This window comes from Mesorhizobium sp. M0088 (genome assembly GCF_040322895.1).
In the GTDB taxonomy this organism is placed as follows: domain Bacteria; phylum Pseudomonadota; class Alphaproteobacteria; order Rhizobiales; family Rhizobiaceae; genus Mesorhizobium.
Genome location: NZ_JAMYUI010000014.1, coordinates 14,144 through 33,084 on the forward strand (window position 1 = coordinate 14,144; position 18,941 = coordinate 33,084).

18 protein-coding genes and 1 pseudogene are annotated in these 18,941 nt (G+C 64.0%); 9 read left to right on the forward strand and 10 right to left on the reverse strand.

Annotated elements, in window-relative coordinates; all coding sequences use genetic code 11:
• Nucleotides 1–221: 221 nt before the first annotated feature.
• Together NKJ67_RS17805 and NKJ67_RS17810 are read right to left on the reverse strand one after the other, a co-directional pair.
• Entirely contained in the window at nucleotides 222–1,499 is a 1,278-nt protein-coding gene (locus NKJ67_RS17805) for a polyhydroxyalkanoate depolymerase (protein WP_292565094.1), read from the reverse strand.
• A 309-nt stretch (nucleotides 1,500–1,808) separates the two neighbouring features.
• Nucleotides 1,809–2,168: a septal ring lytic transglycosylase RlpA family protein gene (locus NKJ67_RS17810; protein ID WP_127382889.1), complete on the reverse strand. Its 360-nt coding sequence runs from the start codon at nucleotides 2,166–2,168 to the stop codon at nucleotides 1,809–1,811.
• 309 nt (nucleotides 2,169–2,477) lie between these two features.
• Here NKJ67_RS17810 and NKJ67_RS17815 point away from each other — a divergent pair, with 309 nt between their 5' ends.
• A complete protein-coding gene (locus tag NKJ67_RS17815; RefSeq protein ID WP_352582081.1) occupies nucleotides 2,478–2,654 on the forward strand; it encodes a hypothetical protein in 177 nt (58 codons plus the stop codon).
• A 63-nt stretch (nucleotides 2,655–2,717) separates the two neighbouring features.
• Here NKJ67_RS17815 and NKJ67_RS17820 read toward each other — a convergent pair whose 3' ends face one another.
• The 4 genes from NKJ67_RS17820 to NKJ67_RS17835 all read right to left on the reverse strand — a co-directional run bounded on the left by NKJ67_RS17820 (nucleotide 2,718) and on the right by NKJ67_RS17835 (nucleotide 6,501).
• Nucleotides 2,718–3,509, reverse strand: coding sequence for an ATP-binding cassette domain-containing protein (locus NKJ67_RS17820; protein ID WP_127268050.1), 792 nt, complete (start codon nucleotides 3,507–3,509; stop codon nucleotides 2,718–2,720).
• A 10-nt stretch (nucleotides 3,510–3,519) separates the two neighbouring features.
• Nucleotides 3,520–4,296 carry an ABC transporter permease subunit gene (locus tag NKJ67_RS17825; RefSeq protein ID WP_352582082.1) on the reverse strand — a complete coding sequence of 259 codons (777 nt, stop codon included), beginning with the start codon at nucleotides 4,294–4,296 and terminating at the stop codon, nucleotides 3,520–3,522.
• The gene (gene ssuD / locus NKJ67_RS17830; RefSeq protein WP_352582305.1) at nucleotides 4,293–5,456 is read right to left on the reverse strand and encodes an FMNH2-dependent alkanesulfonate monooxygenase; all 1,164 of its coding nucleotides are present in this window, start codon (nucleotides 5,454–5,456) and stop codon (nucleotides 4,293–4,295) included. The genes NKJ67_RS17825 and ssuD overlap by 4 nt, the downstream gene beginning before the upstream one ends.
• 91 nt (nucleotides 5,457–5,547) lie before the next feature.
• A complete protein-coding gene (locus tag NKJ67_RS17835) occupies nucleotides 5,548–6,501 on the reverse strand; it encodes a sulfonate ABC transporter substrate-binding protein (RefSeq protein WP_352582084.1) in 954 nt (317 codons plus the stop codon).
• A 328-nt stretch (nucleotides 6,502–6,829) separates the two neighbouring features.
• Between NKJ67_RS17835 and NKJ67_RS35150 the strand changes: the two are divergent.
• A pseudogene (locus NKJ67_RS35150) lies at nucleotides 6,830–6,940 on the forward strand (GIY-YIG nuclease family protein); the annotation flags it as partial.
• A 153-nt stretch (nucleotides 6,941–7,093) separates the two neighbouring features.
• Here the strand turns inward: NKJ67_RS35150 and NKJ67_RS17840 are convergent.
• The 4 genes from NKJ67_RS17840 to tauA form a co-directional block, all read right to left on the reverse strand.
• Nucleotides 7,094–7,279, reverse strand: a complete 186-nt coding sequence (locus NKJ67_RS17840; RefSeq protein ID WP_013528709.1) for a hypothetical protein — start codon at nucleotides 7,277–7,279, stop codon at nucleotides 7,094–7,096.
• 29 nt (nucleotides 7,280–7,308) lie between these two features.
• Complete coding sequence (locus tag NKJ67_RS17845; RefSeq protein WP_352582086.1) at nucleotides 7,309–8,169, reverse strand: ABC transporter permease subunit; 861 nt, start codon at nucleotides 8,167–8,169, stop codon at nucleotides 7,309–7,311.
• On the reverse strand, nucleotides 8,166–8,957 hold the full coding sequence (locus NKJ67_RS17850; protein WP_352582088.1) for a taurine ABC transporter ATP-binding protein: 792 nt from the start codon (nucleotides 8,955–8,957) through the stop codon (nucleotides 8,166–8,168). The genes NKJ67_RS17845 and NKJ67_RS17850 overlap by 4 nt, the downstream gene beginning before the upstream one ends.
• A gap of 167 nt (nucleotides 8,958–9,124) precedes the next feature.
• On the reverse strand, nucleotides 9,125–10,138 hold the full coding sequence (tauA, locus tag NKJ67_RS17855) for a taurine ABC transporter substrate-binding protein (protein WP_127269224.1): 1,014 nt from the start codon (nucleotides 10,136–10,138) through the stop codon (nucleotides 9,125–9,127).
• A 495-nt stretch (nucleotides 10,139–10,633) separates the two neighbouring features.
• Between tauA and NKJ67_RS17860 the strand changes: the two genes are divergently transcribed.
• The 7 genes from NKJ67_RS17860 (at nucleotide 10,634) to NKJ67_RS17890 (ending at nucleotide 18,702) form a co-directional block, all read left to right on the forward strand.
• Nucleotides 10,634–10,861: a hypothetical protein gene (locus NKJ67_RS17860; RefSeq protein ID WP_352582090.1), complete on the forward strand. Its 228-nt coding sequence runs from the start codon at nucleotides 10,634–10,636 to the stop codon at nucleotides 10,859–10,861.
• A gap of 147 nt (nucleotides 10,862–11,008) precedes the next feature.
• The gene (locus tag NKJ67_RS17865; protein ID WP_127382947.1) at nucleotides 11,009–11,485 is read left to right on the forward strand and encodes an RrF2 family transcriptional regulator; all 477 of its coding nucleotides are present in this window, start codon (nucleotides 11,009–11,011) and stop codon (nucleotides 11,483–11,485) included.
• Between the two features lie 31 nt (nucleotides 11,486–11,516).
• Nucleotides 11,517–12,851, forward strand: coding sequence for an FAD/NAD(P)-binding protein (locus NKJ67_RS17870; protein WP_127808551.1), 1,335 nt, complete (start codon nucleotides 11,517–11,519; stop codon nucleotides 12,849–12,851).
• 412 nt (nucleotides 12,852–13,263) lie between these two features.
• Complete coding sequence (locus NKJ67_RS17875) at nucleotides 13,264–14,685, forward strand: pyridoxal-phosphate dependent enzyme (protein ID WP_352582092.1); 1,422 nt, start codon at nucleotides 13,264–13,266, stop codon at nucleotides 14,683–14,685.
• Nucleotides 14,682–15,863 carry a trans-sulfuration enzyme family protein gene (locus NKJ67_RS17880; RefSeq protein WP_352582094.1) on the forward strand — a complete coding sequence of 394 codons (1,182 nt, stop codon included), beginning with the start codon at nucleotides 14,682–14,684 and terminating at the stop codon, nucleotides 15,861–15,863. The genes NKJ67_RS17875 and NKJ67_RS17880 overlap by 4 nt, the downstream gene beginning before the upstream one ends.
• Before the next feature lie 245 nt (nucleotides 15,864–16,108).
• The gene (locus tag NKJ67_RS17885; RefSeq protein ID WP_352582096.1) at nucleotides 16,109–17,077 is read left to right on the forward strand and encodes a GlxA family transcriptional regulator; all 969 of its coding nucleotides are present in this window, start codon (nucleotides 16,109–16,111) and stop codon (nucleotides 17,075–17,077) included.
• Between the two features lie 320 nt (nucleotides 17,078–17,397).
• The gene (locus NKJ67_RS17890; protein WP_352582098.1) at nucleotides 17,398–18,702 is read left to right on the forward strand and encodes a M24 family metallopeptidase; all 1,305 of its coding nucleotides are present in this window, start codon (nucleotides 17,398–17,400) and stop codon (nucleotides 18,700–18,702) included.
• The last annotated feature ends 239 nt before the right edge of the window (nucleotides 18,703–18,941 follow it).

An 18,941-nucleotide genomic window follows, 5' to 3' on the forward strand; every position in this document is an offset into this window, starting at 1 on the left:
CACCCTTTGTTATTAACGAAAGGTTAAGGGGGATTTACAGTCCGTGTCAATTACGACGACGGTCGGATTGTCGGCATGGTTACCCGAGGGGCTGGACAGCGGCACTTGTGCAACAGAATCGGCCAGCCAGCCGGCTTTTACCGGTCAATCTCACGGTTTGTCGCCGTTAAGCTTGGTTTTACACGTGCCATTGTCCCAAAATCCGCAATTTGGGCGACCCATTACCTCTTGGCGGCGCGGACCAGCTTCGGTTTCACCGCGACACGCTCCTGGCGGCCATAGCTGGTGATGAAGTCGACGATGCGCGGCACGATTTCGGAACGGAAGCGCGAACCGTTGAACACGCCGTAATGGCCAACCGCCGGCTGCATGTAATGGGCATGCCGATCAGCCGGGATATTGGGGCACAGATCATGCGCCGCCTTGGTCTGGCCAAGGCCCGATATGTCGTCGTTCTCGCCTTCAACCGTGAACAGCGCGACGTTGCGGATCGCCGACGGATCGATCCTGGTGCCGCGATGCGTCATCTCGCCCTTGGGCAAGGCCTGGCGAACGAAGACGGTGTCGACGGTCTGCAGATAAAACTCCGCCGTCAGGTCCATGACAGCCAGATACTCGTCGTAGAAATCGCGGTGCTTCTCGGCATTGTCGCCATCATGCTTCACCAGATGCATGAAGAAGTCCTTGTGGGCGATGATGTGGCGGTCGAGGTTCATGCTCATGAAGCCGGACAGCTGCAGGAAGCCTGGATAGACCTCGCGGCCGAAGCCCGGCACCGGCCAGGGCGCATGCATAACGACATTGTCGCGGAACCAGTCGATGCCCTTTTCCTGCGCCAGCAGATTGACCGCGGTCGGATTGCTGCGGGTGTCGATCGGGCCGCCCATCAAGGTCATGGTCGAGGGCACGAAGGGGTCGCCCTTCGTTTCCATCAGCGCCACGGCGGCCAGTACCGGCACGGAAGGCTGGCACACCGCCATAACATGCGTGTCCGGCCCCAGCGTGTGCAGCATGTCGATGACGTAATCGATGTAGTCGTCGAGATCGAATTGGCCGTCGGCAAGCGGCACCATGCGGGCATCGACCCAGTCGGTGATATGCACGTCGGCATAGGGCAGCATCGCTTCCACCGTGCCGCGCAGCAGCGTCGCATAATGGCCCGACATGGGCGCCACGATGAGAAGCTTCGGATCGGGCTTGCGCCCGGCGGGCACGGCACGCTCGAAGCGGACGAGATTGCAGAACGGCTTCGACCAGACGGTCTTCTCGGTGACCTCGACGCTCTTCCAGTCGACCACGGTCTTGCTCAGGCCGAAGGCCGGCTTGCCGTAGCGGCGCGTGGTGCGCTCGAACAGTTCGGCCGTCGCCGCGATCGAACGGCCCCATTGCGTGTGGGAAAACGGATTGAGCGGATTGGAATAGAACATCCGCACCGCGTCGGCATAGAGGCGCGCGGGCTGCAAGGCGGCGTGGTTCATTTCATAGAGCTGGTAGAACATCGAGAACCCCGCTGCTGCCTGCGACCGAAGGGACGACGAGCAGCGCCGAGCCCTAGATGTCTCGCGGGGAAGTTAACAACTAATTGCTGCGATGCAATACGTCACGCTGCGTGACCAATGCTTCTTTGGTTCAAGGCCATGGAAATCGGGGCCGAACGGTGCCAGCCGGCTCAGTGTGCGGCTGCGAAATGTGTAGGCAGTGTGTCCGGCCCTTGCCGGACACCCGACCATGATCCCGAAAAGTGGATTCCGGTTTTCGCTTTGCGAACCCCCGGTTCGGCAGAGGTCATGGTCCAAGAAAAGGCCACTCTAGACGCGCGCCATGCACACGGAAGTGTGGCCGGAGCCGATGAAGCCGAGCTGGCCGGCGGCACCCTTCGACAGGTCGAGCACGCGCCCCTTGATGAACGGACCGCGATCGTTGATGCGCACGACGACGCTGCGGCCGTTGTTCTTGTTGGTCACCTTGAGCTTGGTGCCGAAAGGCAAGGTGCGATGCGCGGCGGTCAGCGCCGACGGGTTCATGCGCTCGCCCGAGGCGGTCTTGGAGTGCAGGGCATACCACGAGGCGCGGCCGCACTGGGCGGCGGCGGTCGCCGAAGAAGCGCCGACCATCAGGCCAGCAGCGATCGTTACCGCGACAAGCGCGGTCTGTTTTGAGTTCTTCATATTTGGGGGATGGCTCCGTTTTTGACAGACCCCAGCCGTTAGGTGCCAAATATGGCGCGAAATGCGGCAGTGATCTGGCGGTTCCGTGGCAATGGCACACGTTTGGAGTCGCTGGGTAACAGTCTGTCAGGGATTTTCCGGCACGCGATGGTCAATCAATGATGATCTTTGTGTTGAGGTCAGACGTCCGTTTGACAAGATCGAACATTAATATCCAAGTAGAGCCCGGCATGGTCGGGCCACTTCCTTCGGCTCTTTTATCGCGGCCCCGATGCTCCAACCAATCGACTTCGAAAGCGAGATCCGGCAATGAGGCTGATCAAAAATCTGCTGGCCTTGATTGTGCTTGCCGTCGGCGTGCTGTGGTCGCTGCAAGGCGTCGGCGTTGTCGGCGGCAGCTTCATGACCGGCCAGTCGCAATGGCTGTATATCGGTGTCGTCACCATGCTGGTCGGGCTGGTGGGATTGGTGTGGGCCAATCGCTAGAGGGTGAGCTTCGAAGAAAGGTCGACCCCCACTCCGCCAATTGCGGCGCCGCCCCCGACAAACCTACCCGAACAGCCGATCCAGAATCTTGCCTTCCAGCCGCGCAAGCTCCACCGAACCGCGCCGGCGCGGCCGTTCCACGGGCACATCCAGATCAAGCGCGATCCGGCCTTCGCTGATCACCACGACCCGGTCGGCCAGCGCGACCGCTTCGGCGACATCATGCGTGACCAGAACGGCGGTGAACTTCTGCGCGATCCAGATGCGTTCCAGAAGCTGCTGCATCTCGATGCGGGTCAGGGCGTCGAGTGCGCCGAGCGGCTCGTCGAGCGCCAGGATCTGCGGGTGGCCGACCAGCGCGCGGGCCAGCGCCACGCGCTGCTTCTGGCCGCCCGACAGCACCGAAGGCCATTCGTCGGCCCGGTCGGCAAGCCCGACCTCGCCGAGAATGTCGAGCGCGCGTTGCCTTGCCTCCGCGCCGGAAGCAATCCCGGTCAGCCCGACCTCGACGTTTTTCACCACGCTGGCCCAGGGCAGGAGCCGTGGTTCCTGGAACATGAAGCGCGTGCGGCTGTGTCCTTCCTCTTCGACGCCGAATGTCAGCGATCCCGATGTCGGCCGGTCGAGCCCGGCCAGAAGCCGCAAAAGCGTGCTTTTGCCGCAGCCGCTCTTGCCGATGACGGCAAGGAACTGCCCGGCCGGCACGTCCAGGTCGATGCCGTCGAGCACGGTCTTGTCGCCGAAGCGCTTGCCGGCTTGCCTGAAGGCAAAGGCCCGCTGCCCTTCGACGGAGCCGATCGGCCGCACCGGCGTGGCGACGAAGGAACGGGCTGCGGTCAGGCTGGCGGCGGTCATGGGCAATCTCTCATCCGTTCTGGAAGGCCGGATGCCAGCCGAGCGACAGCCGCTCGAGCAGGCGGGCGAGGCTGTCGGCGAGCTTGCCGAGCAGCGCGTAGATCAGGATCGACAGCACGACGACATCGATCAGCAGGAATTCGCGCGCCTGCATGGCCATGTAGCCGAGGCCCGAACTGGCCGAGATGGTTTCGGCGACGATCAGCGTCAGCCACATGATGCCCAGGGCATAGCGCAGGCCGACGAAGATCGCCGGCAGCGCACCGGGCAGGATGACGCGGAAGAACAGGGCGCGCCGGTCCATGCCGTAGACGCGGCCCATCTCGACCAGTTGCGGGTCGACGCTCTGGATGCCAAGCAGCGTGTTGACATAGATCGGAAAGAACACGCCGAGCGCCACCAGGAACAGTTTGGCTTCCTCGTCGATGCCGAACCACAGGATGACCAGCGGGATCAGCGCCAGGTGCGGGATGTTGCGGATCATCTGCAGCGTCGTGTCGGTCAGGCCGCGGCTGAGCGTCGACAGCCCGTTGGCAAGGCCAAGCGCAAAGCCGATCGAGCCGCCGATGGCGAAGCCGGCAAGGGCGCGCGCGGTCGAAACGCCGATGTTGCGGATCAGTTCGCCCGACAGCGTCAGCCGCCAGAAGGCCTCGGCGACCGCACTCGGCGCCGGCAGCACGTTGGCCGGCATGACGCCCGCGCGGCTGGCAATCTCCCAGCCGGCAATAACCAGCGCAGGCAGCAGCCAGCCGATGCCATTGCTGCGCAGCTGCGTGGCAAAGCTCATGACGAAGCCTGCAGGCGGTTGGCGCCATGGAAGCCGACCGAGAATTCGTTGGCGATGTTCTCATGCGCCCGCTGCCGCCTGGTGCCGAGCCCGAGTTTCGGGAACAGAAGCTCGGCGACGCGGTACGCTTCTTCGAGATGCGGATAGCCCGAGCCGATGATGGTATCGATGCCGATCGCCTGGTATTCGCGGATGCGCTCGGTGATCTGTTCCGGCGTGCCGACCAGCGCCGTGCCGGCGCCGCCGCGCACCAGCCCGACACCGGCCCACAGATTGGGCGAGACGACCAGCCTGTCACGGCGTCCGCCATGCAATTGCGCCATGCGGCGCTGGCCGACCGAATCCATCTGGGTGAGGAAGCGCGCCTGCGCATTTTCGATCTGGGCGTCGGTCACGTGGCTGATCAGCCGGTCGGCGGCGCGCCAGGCTTCGTCCTCGGTCTCGCGGACGATGAAATGCAGCCTGATGCCGAAACGCAGTTTTCTGCCGCGCAGTGCCGCTTTTGCGCGCGCCGCGGCCAGCTTCTCGGCAACCTGCGCCGGCGGCTCGCCCCAGGTCAGATACATGTCGACGAGATCGGCGGCGAGGTCCTGGCCCGCGTCCGACGACCCGCCGAAATAGAGCGGCGGCCGCTCCTGGTGCGGCAGAAGGTCGAGCCGGCCACTCTCGACGCGGTAATATTTGCCGTCGAAATTGACCCGCTCGCCCGACACCAGGCCGCGCCAGATGGTCAGGAACTCATGCGCCTGGGCATAGCGCTCGTCATGCGGCAGGAAGACGCCGTCGCCGGCGAGCTCGGTCGGATTGCCGCCGACCACGACATTGAGCAGCAGGCGGCCATTGCTCAAGCGATCGAGGGCGGCGGTCTGGCGCGCGGCGAAAGTCGGCAGCGTGACGCCCGGCCGCAGCGCAACGAGAAACTTCAGCTTTTCAGTCAGCGTCGCGAGACCTGTCGCGGTGATCCAGGAATCCTCGCAGTTCTGACCCGTGGGCAGCAGCACGCCGGGAAAGCCGAGCCGGTCGACCGCTTGCGCGATCTCCTTGAAGTAGCCGAATTCGGGCGGTCGCTGCTGCTCCTCGGAACCGAGATAAGAACCGTCGCCATGCGTCGGGATGAACCAGAAGAAATCGAGCGGCGCGGTGCTGGAAGGCGCGGTCATGTCTGGCACAGTCACGGGCGGATCTCCTGGAGATATTGGTGCAAACGCAAATGGCGCCGGGCGTTCTCACCCGGCGCCGTCAGGGGACAAGTTAGTTGCCGGGTGCCGTCCACACCGCGTCGGAGATGCGGACCGCTTTCGGGATCAGCCCGAGCTTGAAGAAGCGGTCGGCGGTGGCCTGCTGGCCGGCGACGATCTCGTCGGTGATCGGAAAGATGCCGAATTTGGTGCGGTTGGCGGCGATGATCTGCGCGTCGAGCGGCACGCCGGTCACCTCATGCAGCGCCGCGGCCACCTTGTCTCGGTTCTGGTCGGCCCATTCCGCCGCCTCGCCAAGCGCCGATATCGTCGTTGTGATGGTTTCGGGGTGCGCCTTGGCGAAATCCTTGTTGGCGATGAAGTAGGTGTTGACCTTCAACACCTCGCTGGAGCGGGCCAGCACACGCGGCTGGTAGCGGGTTTCGGCGATGGCGAAGAACGGATCCCAAACGCTCCAGGCATCGATCTGGTCGCTGGCGAAGGCTGCGGCTGCATCTGCGGGGCTGAGATAGACCGGCGTGATCTGGTCGAACGGAATACCGGCCTTTTCCAGCGCGGCGACAAGCAGATTATGCGCGCTGGTGCCCTTGCCGACACCGACGCGCTTGCCCTTGAGATCGGCGACGGACTGGATCGGCGACGCCGGCTTGACGAAGATCGCCTCGCCCTCGCCATTCGACGGCAGCGCGGCGGCATAGACGATGTTGGCCCCCGCCGACTGGCCGAAGATCGGCGGTGCGTCGCCGGTCCAGCCGACATCGATGGCGCCGACATTGAGCGCCTCGACCAGCGGCGGCCCGGCGGTGAACTCGACCCATTTGACCGTCACGCCCTTGTCTTCAAGTGCCTTTTCGATCACCTGCTGCTGCCTGGCGATCACCGGCAGGCCGGTCTTCTGATAGCCGATGCTGAGCTGCTTCAGCTCCTGCGCTGTGGCGCCGGATGACACGGCAACCGTCGCCGCCAGCAGGCCGATGCCGAAAACACGTCTCGTTAGATTGAACATTGATCCCTCTCCTTCGCTGCGGATCGGCGCCGGAAATGGCCTCGCCGGTTGGAAGATGGATCAGGCTAGGTAGTTCTATAAATTTAGTAGAGGAATGATTTTGCGAGTTGAGGCATCGATGTGGAATTGTCTTCTACGGCAACCCAGAATTCGTCATCCTAGGGCGGAGCAAGGAGCGAAGCGACGCGGCGCAGACCCTAGGATCCATGCCGTGACATTGGCTTTAGGATGCAACGGATCAGAATGGCGCTTGCACGCCCAATAACGCGGGCTACCCTGAAACCATGACCGGCTACGTCTACATGACCGCGAGCCAGAAGCGCGGCACGATGCCATCCAGCGCGAGAAGTCACTGAAGCGCTGGCCACGTCAATGGAAGATCGAGTTGATCGAAAAAGCCAATCCAGAGTGGTTCGAGCTCTTTCGTGGAACCGGCTGATAGGCGCTCGGTTTCTTTCACCGCCGGAGCATAACATCACCGTCGCGGCATGGATCCTAGGGTCTGCGCGCGTCGCTTCGCTCCTTGCTTCGCCCTAGGATGACGAAACCAGGGTTAGGCCGTCTTCGTGACATGAATCGTGCGCCCACCCCCTCATTGCGACCAATACTGCCAGGCCCAGTAAAAACTCTCGTCGCGTGGCGGCAGGCGGTCGCGCTCGGCGTCCCAGCGGACCGGCGTTGGCGATTTCGGTTGTTGTTCTAGCGGCTGGCTTTCCCTGGTCCAGGCGAGAAGCCAGTTACCGGCTTGGGCGAACAGCACTGCGGTGGAATGGGTCATCGTCATTCTCCTGCTCCTCTGGGCTTCGATCATTCGCGTCCCGCCCACGGGACGAGCACGCGCTCGATCCTGCGGAGGGTGAATTCGAGCACGAAGGCGATGGCCGCGATCACCAATATGCCCATCACCACCACGTCGGTGACGAGGAACTGGGCGGCCGACTGGATCATGAAGCCAAGCCCGCGCGTTGCCGCCACCAGTTCGGCGGCGACCAGCGTCGACCAGCCGGCGCCGAGCGCGATGCGCAGGCCGGTCAGGATCGACGGCAGCGCGCTGGGCAGGATCACATGGCGGACCACTTGGCGCTGGGTAGCACCCAGCGAGCGCGCCGCGTTGATGCGCTCCTGCGAGACGCCGCGAACGCCGGACGCGGTCGACAGCGCCACCGGCGCCAGCATGGCAATGGCGATCACCAGGATCTTCGACGGCTCGCCGATGCCGAACCAAATGATGACCAGCGGCAGGTAGGCGAGCGGCGGGATCGGCCGCAGGAATTCCAGCAACGGATCGAAGATGCCGCGTCCGATCGTGCTGATGCCGATGGCGAGACCAACCGGCACGCCAATGGCAAGGGCGGCGACCAGCGCGGCGAATACCCGCCACAGGCTGGCGACCGCATGCTGCAGCAGCGTAGCATCGACGAAGCCGTCACGGGCGACGAGGATGAACTTGTTCCACACCGCGATCGGCGAGGGCAGGAACACCGGTGACACGAGTTGCAGGCGGGCCGACAGCGCCCACAGCGCCAGCACCACCAGGATGGTCACCGCGCTGACCGCGCGGGCCGAAACACCTTTGCGCTTGGGGCTTGGCCGCGACCACGGCACCGACAGGCCGTCGGCCTCGTCGATCTTTTGTCCTGGTCGCTCCGTGTAGGAAGTGACGGTCATGCCGCTTCTCCTTCGAAGATCGCGTCGGTCAACTCGCCCCGCGCCGCGGCGAAGGCCGGATCGGCCTTGATGCTGCGAATGGCTTCGCCCGATGCGTAGCGCCTGGAGAAGCCGGGTTCAAAAGTCCGCATCACGCGGCCCGGGCCGGGCGCCAGCACGACGATGCGGGTGGCCAGCACCAGCGCCTCCTCGATGCCGTGCGTCACCATCAGCACGCCGACATCGCTTGCCGTCCACAAATCGAGCAGCGTCGTCTGCATGCGCTCGCGCGTCAGCGCATCGAGCGCGCCGAGCGGCTCGTCGAGCAGCAGGAATTCAGGCTCGGCGGCGAGCGCCCGGGCCAGGCCGACGCGCTGGCGCATGCCGCCGGAAAGCTCCCAGATGTGCTTGTCGCCTGCGTCGGTGAGCTTCACCAGCGCCAGCAGCTCATCGGCGCGCTGGGCCCGCTCTGCGGGCCTGACACCGCGCAGCCTGAGCGCGAAGGCAACGTTTTCGCGCGCCGTCAGCCACGGAAACAGCGCATCGTTCTGGAACACCACCGCCCGGTCCGAGCCCGGCGCGGTGATTGGTTTGCCGTTGATGCAGGCACGCCCACGCGCCGGCGCGACCAGGCCGGCGGCGACATTGAGCAGCGAGGTCTTGCCGCAGCCGGAACGGCCGACCAGCACCACGAAATCGCCCTTGGCGACATCGATCGACACAAGTTCGACGGCAGGCTCCGCCTGGCCGCCATAGTGGATCGAGACCTTGTCCAGCACGAGATGGGGGTCGAGCACGAGATGCGGCATGGATGCCTCGCGGTTCGTTGAAATCCGACTGCCCCGGAACCGGTCCTCGTCAGCGGTTCCGGGGCAGTCAGCACGCGGCGTCAGGGAAGGAGCGCGCGGGCCGGGTTCAGAGCAATTCCAGGAAAAGTGTGAAGCGGTTTTCCGTCCCGAATTGCGTTAAACGAGTACTAGTTCGAGGCAAGCGCCTCTGTGACGTATTTCGACGACACGTATTTCGAATAGTCCGGCAGCACGGCGTCGATCTTGCCTTGCTCCTTGAGGAAGGCGGATGTCGCTTCCACCGCCTTGACCGTGCCGCCGCCGAGGAATTTGTCGGAGGCCTGCTCTTCCAGCGTCGGGAAGACATAGCCCTTGAGCAGCTGCGGCACTTCTTCCAGCTTGGCGCCGGTGAGCTTGGCGATCGCCGCCGCCTGCGGCGACGACACCGACCACGCGTCGGGCTTGGCGAGGAACTCGGCATAGGCGGCGCCCGTCACCTTGACGAAGTCGCGCACCGCTTCCGGGTTCTTTTCGGCGAAGTCGGTGCGCACGATCCAGGCGTCGAAGGTTGGCGCGCCCCAGGCGGCGACCTGCGAGGAATCCACCACCACCTTGCCCGTCGTCTTGATCTGGCCGAGCGCCGGATCCCAGACATAAGCCGCGTCGATGTCGCCACGCGAGAATGCGGCGGCGATTTCCGGTGGCCTGAGATTGAGGATCTCGACCGACTTCGGATCCACGCCCTCATGCTTCAACGCGGCGAGCAGGCTGTAATGCGTCGTCGAGACGAACGGCACGGCGACCTTCTTGCCGGCGAGGTCGGCGACTTTCTCGATGCCGGCGCCGTTGCGCGCCACCAGCGCCTCGGATTCGCCGATCAGGCCGACTATAAAGATGGTCTGGATCGGCAATTCGCGGCTAGCCGCCGCCGCCAGCGGGCTCGAGCCGACATAGCCGATATCGACCGAGCCGGAAGCGACTGCGGCGATGACATCGGCGCCGGAATCGAATTTGCGCCAGTCGATTACTGCCTTCGTCTCCTTTTCATAGGCGCCGTCGGCCTGCGGCACTTTCGAAGGCTCGACCACCGTTTGATAGCCGATGGTGATTTTGAGGTCGTCGGCATGGGCCGGGCCGAGGAAGGCCGCGCCGGCAAGTGCCGCCGACGAGAGGAGAACAATGCGTCGCGAAATGGTGGACATGGAGGGCTCCTGAAAAGAGAAAAATAGGAATGCCCCATGATAGTCCGCTAATTCTATTAGGTTTGTAGAGTTAAATCCTTCCAACGAAGGCCGGCTTGTTAGAAAAAAGCTGTCGGTGGTTGGGTGGCGAGGCGGATGAGGCGGTTGTGGGGGCAACGTCGGTGCGTTGCCATAGGGCAGAACTTTTAATGTTGGCGGGCCAGCACCCCCCTCTGTCCTGCCGGACATCTCCCCCTCAAGTGGGGAGATTGGCAGTTTCGGCTTCAGCGCTTTTCTCGTTGACGGTAGAGATGGGGCGAAAGCGGTCGTGACGTCCAATCTCCCCACTTGAGGGGGAGATGGCCGGCAGGCCAGAGGGGGGCGCTGGCCCACCGGCCTTTAACCTCCTGAGCTGCCGCGATGGCTGCGCCTACCCCCCCCCAACCGCGAACTAGATTCCCGCTTCTAACCTCTGCCAGGCAAATTCATGCCTCAAATAGCCAACGATTTGGAAACATGTTCCGCGTGATCGGAGGTAAGTATAGTAATCTTATCGACATGAGGGAACTGGAGGCGACGATGAGCGGCCACTCCATCACCATGATCGCTCGCGACCCGGATCGGCTTTTGCCGTTGCGTGAGTCGACGCCAGTTGGAGGACCATTTGCCATCTCGCTGCCGTCAAAGCGTATTTTTGTGCTCTCTAGGGCACAAAGGCTGGCCAAAATGGCCGGCGCGGCTTGAAAACGAAGCAAAATCAGCAGTTCTCGGCTTGTACATCATGTCACTAGAATTTATGTGTCATGCGGGCTTGGACGCGGCGGCAACGCCCGCCAGGCGTTTTGCAACCGATGGTTCCATGCCGTCGCATGCCAGAGAAATTTTGATCTCATGCTCACCAAAAAAGGTAAGTACGGCCTCAAGGCGCTTGTCCACCTCGCGCGCTTGCCGGCCGGACAGCTCGCCTTCGTCAACGACGTCGCCACCGGCAACAACATCCCGAAGAAGTTTCTCGACGCCATCCTGGGCGAGTTGCGCAATGCCGGCTTCGTCCAGAGCCGCAAGGGCAAGGATGGCGGCTATCGCCTGGCACGCCCCGCCGATGAGATCAAGGTCGGCCATGTCGTGCGCGTCCTCGACGGTCCGCTGGCGCCGATCCCCTGCGCCAGCCGCACCCAGTACCAGCGCTGTGAAGATTGCAACGAGGCGACATGCCAAGTCCGACATCTGATGCTCGAGGTCCGGCAGGCGATCGCCGAGGTGCTCGATCAGCGCAGCCTCGCCGAAATGCGCGATATCTCTCTCGACGACCCGCCGGTTGCGAGGGACATCGGCGATCTGCCGGTCGCGGTGAAGGTCCAGGCCTGACACTGGCGTTGCGCAGAGCGAAGGCACGCCTATGACCGGGCGCGCCAACTCCATCATCATTGTCGGCGGCGGCGCCAGCGGCGTCGTGCTGGCCGCGCATCTCCTGAAGTCGCCCAATCCCGACCTGCGTGTCACGCTGATTGAAAGGCGCCCGCATTTCGGCCAGGGCATCGCCTATTCGACGCTGCTGTCGGCGCATGTCTTGAATGTCAGTGCCGCCGGCATGAGCGCCTATGCCGACGATCCCGGCAATTTCTGGCGCTGGCTGCAGGAGCGCGGCCTGGCAACGGCCGAGCAGGCGCCCTTCTATGCGCCGCGCAGCATCTATGCCCGTTACCTCGGCGAGTTGCTCGACGAGCTGCAGGCGCGCGAAAAGCAGACCGGGCGGCTTCGGTTGATCCGCGAGGAAAGCCTCTCGATCACGCCCACCGCATCCGGTGTCGAAGTGGCGCTGGCCAACGGCACCAGCGTCGTTGCGCATCTCGCCGTGCTGGCCACCGGCCACGACGAGGAGCCGGCGCAAGGCCATGCCATCAGGATGGGATCGGAAGCCGATACAGCACTTCCGACCGACGCCGGCGTCATGGTGCTGGGCACCGGCCTGAGCATGGTCGATGCCTTCCTGGCGCTGGAACAGCGCGGCCATCGCGGCGACATCATAGCTGTGTCGCGGCGCGGCCTGTTGCCCTCGCCGCATCGCAAGGGCAATCCGATCAAGCTCGACGTCGCCGACATTCCGCTCGGCACCCAGCTCTCCTATTTCGTCGGCTGGTTCCGCGACCTGATCAAGGAAAACCAGAAGGCCGGCATCGACTGGCGCGACGTCGTCGACGGCCTGCGGCCGTTCAACCAGAAGATCTGGCAGAACTGGCCGGCTTCCGCCAAGCGCCGCTTCGTCGAGCACACCAAGGCCTGGTGGGACATCCACCGCCATCGCATGGCGCCCGAGGTCTACGCCCGTGTCACCGAAGCCGTGCAATCCGGCCGCATTCGCCTGGTCGCCGGCCGCGTCGTCGACATCGCGCGCAACGGCGAATTCACCGTCCAGGTCCAGTCGCGCCACACGCAGCGTCTCGAGACCTTCGAGGTTGCCCGCATCTACGATTGCTCTGGTATCGTCAGGGACATCTCGACCTCGTCGAACAGCGTCGTGCGCTCGCTGGTCGACCGCGGTCTGGCACGGCCGGATCCGCTGCGCATCGGCCTCGATGTATCGGCCAAATGCGAGATCATCGCCGGCGACGGAACCATCTCTGCCAAGATCCTCGCCGTCGGCCCGCTGACGCGCGGCACCTTCTTCGAGATCGACGCCATTCCCGATATCCGCGTGCAATGTGCGAGGCTGAGCAAGCAGCTGCTGGGGTGAGAGGCTCCGCGCAAACCCCAACGCCGTCGTCATCCTGGGGCGGAGCAGGAGCGAAGCGACGTCGCGGAGACCCTAGGATCCATGCCGCGACCTGCGAGCTTGCGGCGGTGCAAACCTGTCGATGCAGCCGGATGCTTCCAAATTAATTCTGCACCGCTGCATTCTTCGACCAATGTCACGGCATGGATCCTAGGGTCTACACTCCGCTTCGCGTCGCTTCGCCCTAGGATGACGAACGCGCGGAGGGTTCGCCTGACTTCGAAGCGACTCTCGCCAACGCAAACCCGGAATTTCATTCCACATCTGGCCGGTTGATTGGCACGATCTATCTTCTTTCCAACTGCAAAGGGCTGGAAAAGAGGATACGCTGCCGCCCTGCCCAGAGGCGGTCGCTTGGTCATGGAGCATCGATATGAGCGAGCATGAGATCGCCGCAGCCGACGAATTGTCCCGCCTGCGTCCGCCCTACAAATCGGTGCTCGACCTGATCGGCCAGACGCCGGTTGTCGAGCTGACCAAATTCGATACCGGCAGATGCCGGCTGTTCATCAAGCTTGAAAGCCAGAACCCCGGCGGCTCGATCAAGGACCGTATCGCGCTGTCGATGATCGCCGCGGCTGAAAAGCAGGGCAAGCTCCGGCGCGGCGGCACCATTGTCGAGGCGACCGCTGGCAATACCGGCCTCGGCCTTGCCCAGGTCGGCATCCCCAAGGGCTACCGCATCGTGCTGGTCGTGCCCGACAAGATGTCGCGCGAAAAGATCCAGCATCTGCGCGCGCTCGGCGCCGAGGTGCGCATGACGCGCTCCGATGTCGGCAAGGGCCATGCCGAATATTACCAGGACATGGCCGAGAAGATCGCGGCGGAAACGCCCGGCGCCTTCTATGCCAACCAGTTCGCCAATCCGGCCAATCCGCTGGCGCATGAAACCACCACCGGTCCGGAGATCTTTTCGCAGCTCGACGGTGACGTCGATGCGGTGGTCGTCGGCGTCGGCTCCGGCGGTACGCTGACCGGGCTTGGCCGCTACTTCGCCAAAGTGTCGCCGAAGACCGAAATGGTGCTGGCCGATCCGGTCGGCTCGGTGCTGGCGCCGCTGATCAAGACCGGCAAGATGGAAGAGGCCGGCAGCTGGACCGTCGAAGGCATCGGCGAGGATTTCGTGCCGCCCAATGCCGATCTGTCGCTGGTCAAGAGGGCCTATTCCATCCCCGACAAGCAGAGCATGCTGGCGGTGCGCGACCTCTTGTCGAAGGAAGGTATCCTCGCCGGCTCATCCTCGGGCACGCTTTTGTCCGCCGCGCTGCGCTATTGCCGCGAGCAGACGGTGCCCAAACGCGTTGTCACCTTCGTCTGCGACAGCGGCAACAAATACCTGTCGAAAGTGTTCGACGATTTCTGGCTGGCCGAGCAGGGCCTTGCCGAGCACGAGCAGCATGGCGATCTGCGCGATCTGGTGATGCGCTCGCACCGCACCGGCGACACCGTCTATGTCGGCCCGGACGAAAGCCTGCTCAACGCCTATGGCCGCATGCGCCGTTCCGATGTCTCGCAGCTGCCGGTGCTCGACAATGGCAAGCTCGTCGGCATCGTCGACGAAAGCGACATCCTGGCCAAGGTCGACGGCCCCTATGACGGACGCTGGGAGCGCTTCAACGGCCCGGTCCGCACGGCCATGACCTCCAATCTGCACACGCTGCAGGCCAGCCAGACGCTGGATGCGCTGCTGCCGGTCTTCGACCGCAACGAGGTCGCCATCATCTTCGACGGCGACGAGTTCGTCGGCCTGATTACCCGCATCGACCTGATCAACCATCTGAGGCGCGCACGATGACCGCTGAAACACCACCACCGGGCAAGAACCGTCTGGCTTTCTCGACGCGCACCATCCATGGCGGCCAGAGCCACGACCCGCTGACCGGCGCGGTGATGGTGCCGATCTACGCCACCTCGACCTTTGCCCAGCAGTCGCCCGGCGTGCACAAGGGCTTTGAATATGCCCGCAGCCAGAACCCGACGCGCTTTGCCTTCGAGCGCGCCGTGGCCGATCTCGAAAGCGGCTCCGCCGCCTTTGCCTTTGCGTCCGGCCTGGCGGCGATCGCCACCGTGCTCGAACTGCTCGATTCCGGCGCGCATATCGTCGCCACCGACGACATCTATGGCGGCTCGTTCCGGCTGATGGAGCGGGTGCGCAAACGCTCGGCCAATCTGCAGGTCTCGTTCGTCGACTTCACCGACCTCGCCGCCGTCGAGGCGGCGATCCGGCCCGAGACAAAAATGCTGTGGGTCGAGACGCCGACCAACCCGCTGCTGCGCATCGTCGACCTCGAAGGCGTCGCCGCACTCGCCAGGCGCAAGGGCATTTTGTCGGTCGCCGACAACACGTTCTGCAGCCCCTATATCCAGCGGCCGCTGGAGCTCGGCATCGACATCGTCGTGCATTCGACCACCAAATATCTCAACGGCCATTCCGATATGGTCGGCGGCGTCGCCGTGGTCGGCGACAACAAGGATCTCTCCGCCCAGCTGAAATTCCTGCAGAACGCCATCGGTGCCATTTCGGGTCCGTTCGACAGCTTTCTGGCGCTGCGCGGGCTGAAGACGCTGGCGCTGCGCATGGAGCGTCATTCCGCCAACGGGCTGAAGATCGCGCAGTGGCTGGAAGCGCGCCGCGACATCCGCCGCGTCATCTATCCCGGCCTCGCCAGCCACCCGCAGCACGCCGTCGCCGTCCAGCAGATGCACGCCTTCGGCGGCATGATCACAGCCGTGCTCGACCGCGACCTAGCCGGCACCAAAAAGTTCCTCGAACGCACGCAGCTGTTCACGCTGGCCGAAAGCCTCGGCGGCGTGGAGAGCCTGATCGAGCATCCGGCACTGATGACGCATGGCTCCATTCCGGCGGAGAAACGGGCCGAGATCGGTATATCGGATTCGCTGGTAAGATTGTCGGCGGGGATCGAGGATGGAGATGATCTGATCGCGGATTTGGAGCAGGCGCTGGGGGGATAGACCCTCAGATCGCCAAAATCGCCGCCCCCCTCATTGCCCTGCCGGGCATTTCTCCCCGTATAGCGACGGGGAGAAAGACGCTAACCGCGGCCGCCGGTGATTGGCGTAAGCGCCGATAACAGCGCCCCTCGCCCCGTTTACGGGGAGAGGATGCCGGCAGGCAGGTGAGGGGCGGCGCTGACGTTCCAGGTTCAAGCATCAGGCCAATTGACCCCGCACCCCATCTGCCCGAAGTGTAGCGCCCCATGGCCACACACGCCCCACCCAAACCCGCCGAACCCCTCACCTTCGCGGTGCTGGTCTTCCCCGGCTTTCCGATGATGGCGTTCAGCTCGGTCATCGAGCCGCTGCGTGCCGCCAATGTCCTGGCGAAAAGAGAATGCTATCGCTGGATCATCGTCGGTGGCACGAAAGGCTCGGTCGAGGCCTCGAACGGCGTCGTCATCCAGCCGGGTTTTTACGCCGAGGATGCGCCGAAGGTCGATCGCATCGTCGTCTGCTCGGGCGGCGATGCCGATCATCTCGTCGCCGAGGACGCGGCACACTGGATCCGCAAGAGCCTGCGCAACGGCGCCCATATCGGCGCGGTGGCGGATGCGGCGTTCTTCCTCGCCCGCGCCGGCCTGCTCGACGGTCATGCCTGCACCTTGCACTGGACCAGCCAGGCCGCCTTCACCGAAGCCTTCCCCAACATCGAGCTCAGGCGCGACCTCTATGTCATCGACCGCAAGCGCTTCACCTCGGCCGGCGGCGTCGGCAGCCTCGACATGATGCTGGAGATCATCACCCGCGACTATGGCGCCGAGCTTGCCGCCGGCGTCGCCGAATGGTTCGTGCACAGCCAGCTGCGCTCCAGCATCGACCGCAAGATGATGCCCTTGCGGCTGCGCACCGGCGTCCGCAACGAGCTGGTGCTGTCGGCCATCGCCATCATGGAGGACGCGGTCGAAGAACGGCTCGGCATGGCCGAGCTGACCGCAAAGCTCGGCGTCTCCTCCGACAAGCTCGAGCGTAGCTTCCGCTCCGAACTCGCCATCTCGCCCAATGGCTATTACCGCCGGCTGAGGCTGAAGCGTGCCGCTGACCTGCTGGCGCATTCGACGCTCGCCGTGCGCGACGTGGCGCTGGCGTGTGGGTTTGCGTCCATGTCGAGTTTTGCCCGGGCCTTTCGCGAGGAGCATGGGCATCCGCCGAGATTGGCGAGACGGCATTAGGGGCGCTTGCTGACGGGTGAGACGTTGGCGGGACAGCGCCCCCCTCTGTCCTGCCGGACATCTCCCCCTCAAGGGGGGAGATCGGACTGCATCTCTGCTTTCGCTAATCTCAGATGTTGAAGAAAAGAACGGCGGCATCGAAACTGCCAATCTCCCCCCTTGAGGGGGAGATGCCCGGCAGGGCAGAGGGGGGCGCGAAGGATCGCGACGTAACCGATTAGCCAGCGGTATCCCGCACAACACACGCGGTTTTCCGCACAATCCATCCGCCCCGTCTGCGCCATGCTCCGACCTCGCAAACCAGCCAAGGCCGTACCCCAATGAGCATCGTCGTTTTCGACCCCGACAGCACCGAGGACGTGGACTTCAAGGACCGCATGCGCCACCCGGCCGCGGCCGATTCGGCCGGCGGCATGTGGCTGTCGGACACCGAGCCGTCCTTCATCGATGCCGATGCCCTGCGCAAGGGCCGGCTGGCCAAGCTGCGCGGCTGGATGCGCGAGGCCGGCTATGGCGGCGTCGTGTTGTTCGATCCCTACAACCAGCGCTACGCCACCGGTTCGCGCAACATGTTCGGCTATTTCCTGCGCAACTCGACCCGCTATTTCTTCATTCCGACCGACGGGCCGATCGTGCTGTTCGAATATCCGCAGAGCTATCATGTCTCGATGGTGCTCGACACGATCGACGAGGCGCGTCCTTCCAAGCTGGTCTGGTCGTCGGTGTCGGGCCGCGACGACGAGACCGCCGGGCCGTTCGCCGACGAGATCGCCGAGCTTCTGAAGCAGCATGGCGGCGGCTCGATGAAGCTCGGCCTCGACCGCTGCAGCCATCTGCAGGCGCTTGCCCTGGAAAAGCGCGGCTGCGAGGTCCGCGACTGCCAGGGCGAGATCCTGGCAGTGCGCGCCGTGAAGACGCCCGAGGAAGTCAAATGCCTGCAGGTGTCGATGGCCGGCGCCGAGGCCGCCGTCTATGCGGTGCGCGAGGCGATCAAGCCCGGCGTCTCCGAAAACGACCTGTTCGCCATCATGTATGGCGAGGTCATCCGCCAGGGCGGCGAGTTCATCGAGACGCGGCTGCTGACATCGGGCCAGCGTACCAATCCGTGGTTCAACGAGGCCAGCGGCCGCAAGATCCGGCCCGGCGAACTCTTGGCGCTCGATACCGACACGATCGGCTGCTACGGCTATTATTCGGATTTCTCGCGCACCTTCCGCTGCGGGCCGGGCAAGCCGACGCCTTACCAGAAGTCGCTCTACCGCATGGCGCACGACCAGGTTCAGCACAACATTTCGATCGTCAAACCCGGCATGGCGTTCCGCGAGATTGCCGAGAAGGCGTGGAAAATCCCGGACCGTTTCGTCGACCAGCGCTACACCTCGGTCATGCACGGCGTCGGCATGCATGGCGAAACGCCTTTCATCGCGCATGCCATGGATTACGAGACCTATGGCCGTGACGGCCATATCGTGCCAGGCATGGTGGTGAGCGTGGAAAGCTATATCGGCGAGAAAGGCGGCCGCGAGGGCGTCAAGCTGGAGGACGAGATCCTGATCACCGAGACGGGTACAGAGCTGCTTTCGCGCTTTCCCTATGAGGATGAGTTTCTGGAGACGCAGGTTTGATGCGGGCTACCAATGAGCGCCTCGTTCCCTGGCGCCCCCCTCTGTCCTGCCGGACATCTCCCCCTCAAGGGGGGAGATTGGCAGCGTCGCCTGCGGCGCTTTTTCCTGCAGCTCTGGTGATTGGCGAAGGCATTCGCGACGGCCGATCTCCCCCCTTGAGGGGGAGATGCCCGGCAGGGCAGAGGGGGGCGCTGTCCCGCCGGCATACGGAAAAGTCTTTGACTGCCTCGACCCTGCAT

What these genes read in the sequence shown, in the direction of transcription:
- NKJ67_RS17835 (WP_352582084.1), bottom strand. Translation starts at nt 6,501, where the DNA reads ATGTTCAATCTAACGAGACGTGTTTTCGGCATCGGCCTGCTGGCGGCG.
- NKJ67_RS17840 (WP_013528709.1), bottom strand. Translation starts at nt 7,279, where the DNA reads ATGACCCATTCCACCGCAGTGCTGTTCGCCCAAGCCGGTAACTGGCTT.
- NKJ67_RS17825 (WP_352582082.1), bottom strand. Translation starts at nt 4,296, where the DNA reads ATGAGCTTTGCCACGCAGCTGCGCAGCAATGGCATCGGCTGGCTGCTG.
- NKJ67_RS17845 (WP_352582086.1), bottom strand. Translation starts at nt 8,169, where the DNA reads ATGACCGTCACTTCCTACACGGAGCGACCAGGACAAAAGATCGACGAG.
- NKJ67_RS17805 (WP_292565094.1), bottom strand. Translation starts at nt 1,499, where the DNA reads ATGTTCTACCAGCTCTATGAAATGAACCACGCCGCCTTGCAGCCCGCG.
- NKJ67_RS17860 (WP_352582090.1), top strand. Translation starts at nt 10,634, where the DNA reads ATGTTCCGCGTGATCGGAGGTAAGTATAGTAATCTTATCGACATGAGG.
- NKJ67_RS17870 (WP_127808551.1), top strand. Translation starts at nt 11,517, where the DNA reads ATGACCGGGCGCGCCAACTCCATCATCATTGTCGGCGGCGGCGCCAGC.
- NKJ67_RS17885 (WP_352582096.1), top strand. Translation starts at nt 16,109, where the DNA reads ATGGCCACACACGCCCCACCCAAACCCGCCGAACCCCTCACCTTCGCG.
- NKJ67_RS17875 (WP_352582092.1), top strand. Translation starts at nt 13,264, where the DNA reads ATGAGCGAGCATGAGATCGCCGCAGCCGACGAATTGTCCCGCCTGCGT.
- NKJ67_RS17880 (WP_352582094.1), top strand. Translation starts at nt 14,682, where the DNA reads ATGACCGCTGAAACACCACCACCGGGCAAGAACCGTCTGGCTTTCTCG.
- NKJ67_RS17820 (WP_127268050.1), bottom strand. Translation starts at nt 3,509, where the DNA reads ATGACCGCCGCCAGCCTGACCGCAGCCCGTTCCTTCGTCGCCACGCCG.
- tauA (WP_127269224.1), bottom strand. Translation starts at nt 10,138, where the DNA reads ATGTCCACCATTTCGCGACGCATTGTTCTCCTCTCGTCGGCGGCACTT.
- NKJ67_RS17850 (WP_352582088.1), bottom strand. Translation starts at nt 8,957, where the DNA reads ATGCCGCATCTCGTGCTCGACCCCCATCTCGTGCTGGACAAGGTCTCG.
- ssuD (WP_352582305.1), bottom strand. Translation starts at nt 5,456, where the DNA reads ATGACCGCGCCTTCCAGCACCGCGCCGCTCGATTTCTTCTGGTTCATC.
- NKJ67_RS17810 (WP_127382889.1), bottom strand. Translation starts at nt 2,168, where the DNA reads ATGAAGAACTCAAAACAGACCGCGCTTGTCGCGGTAACGATCGCTGCT.
- NKJ67_RS17865 (WP_127382947.1), top strand. Translation starts at nt 11,009, where the DNA reads ATGCTCACCAAAAAAGGTAAGTACGGCCTCAAGGCGCTTGTCCACCTC.
- NKJ67_RS17815 (WP_352582081.1), top strand. Translation starts at nt 2,478, where the DNA reads ATGAGGCTGATCAAAAATCTGCTGGCCTTGATTGTGCTTGCCGTCGGC.
- NKJ67_RS17890 (WP_352582098.1), top strand. Translation starts at nt 17,398, where the DNA reads ATGAGCATCGTCGTTTTCGACCCCGACAGCACCGAGGACGTGGACTTC.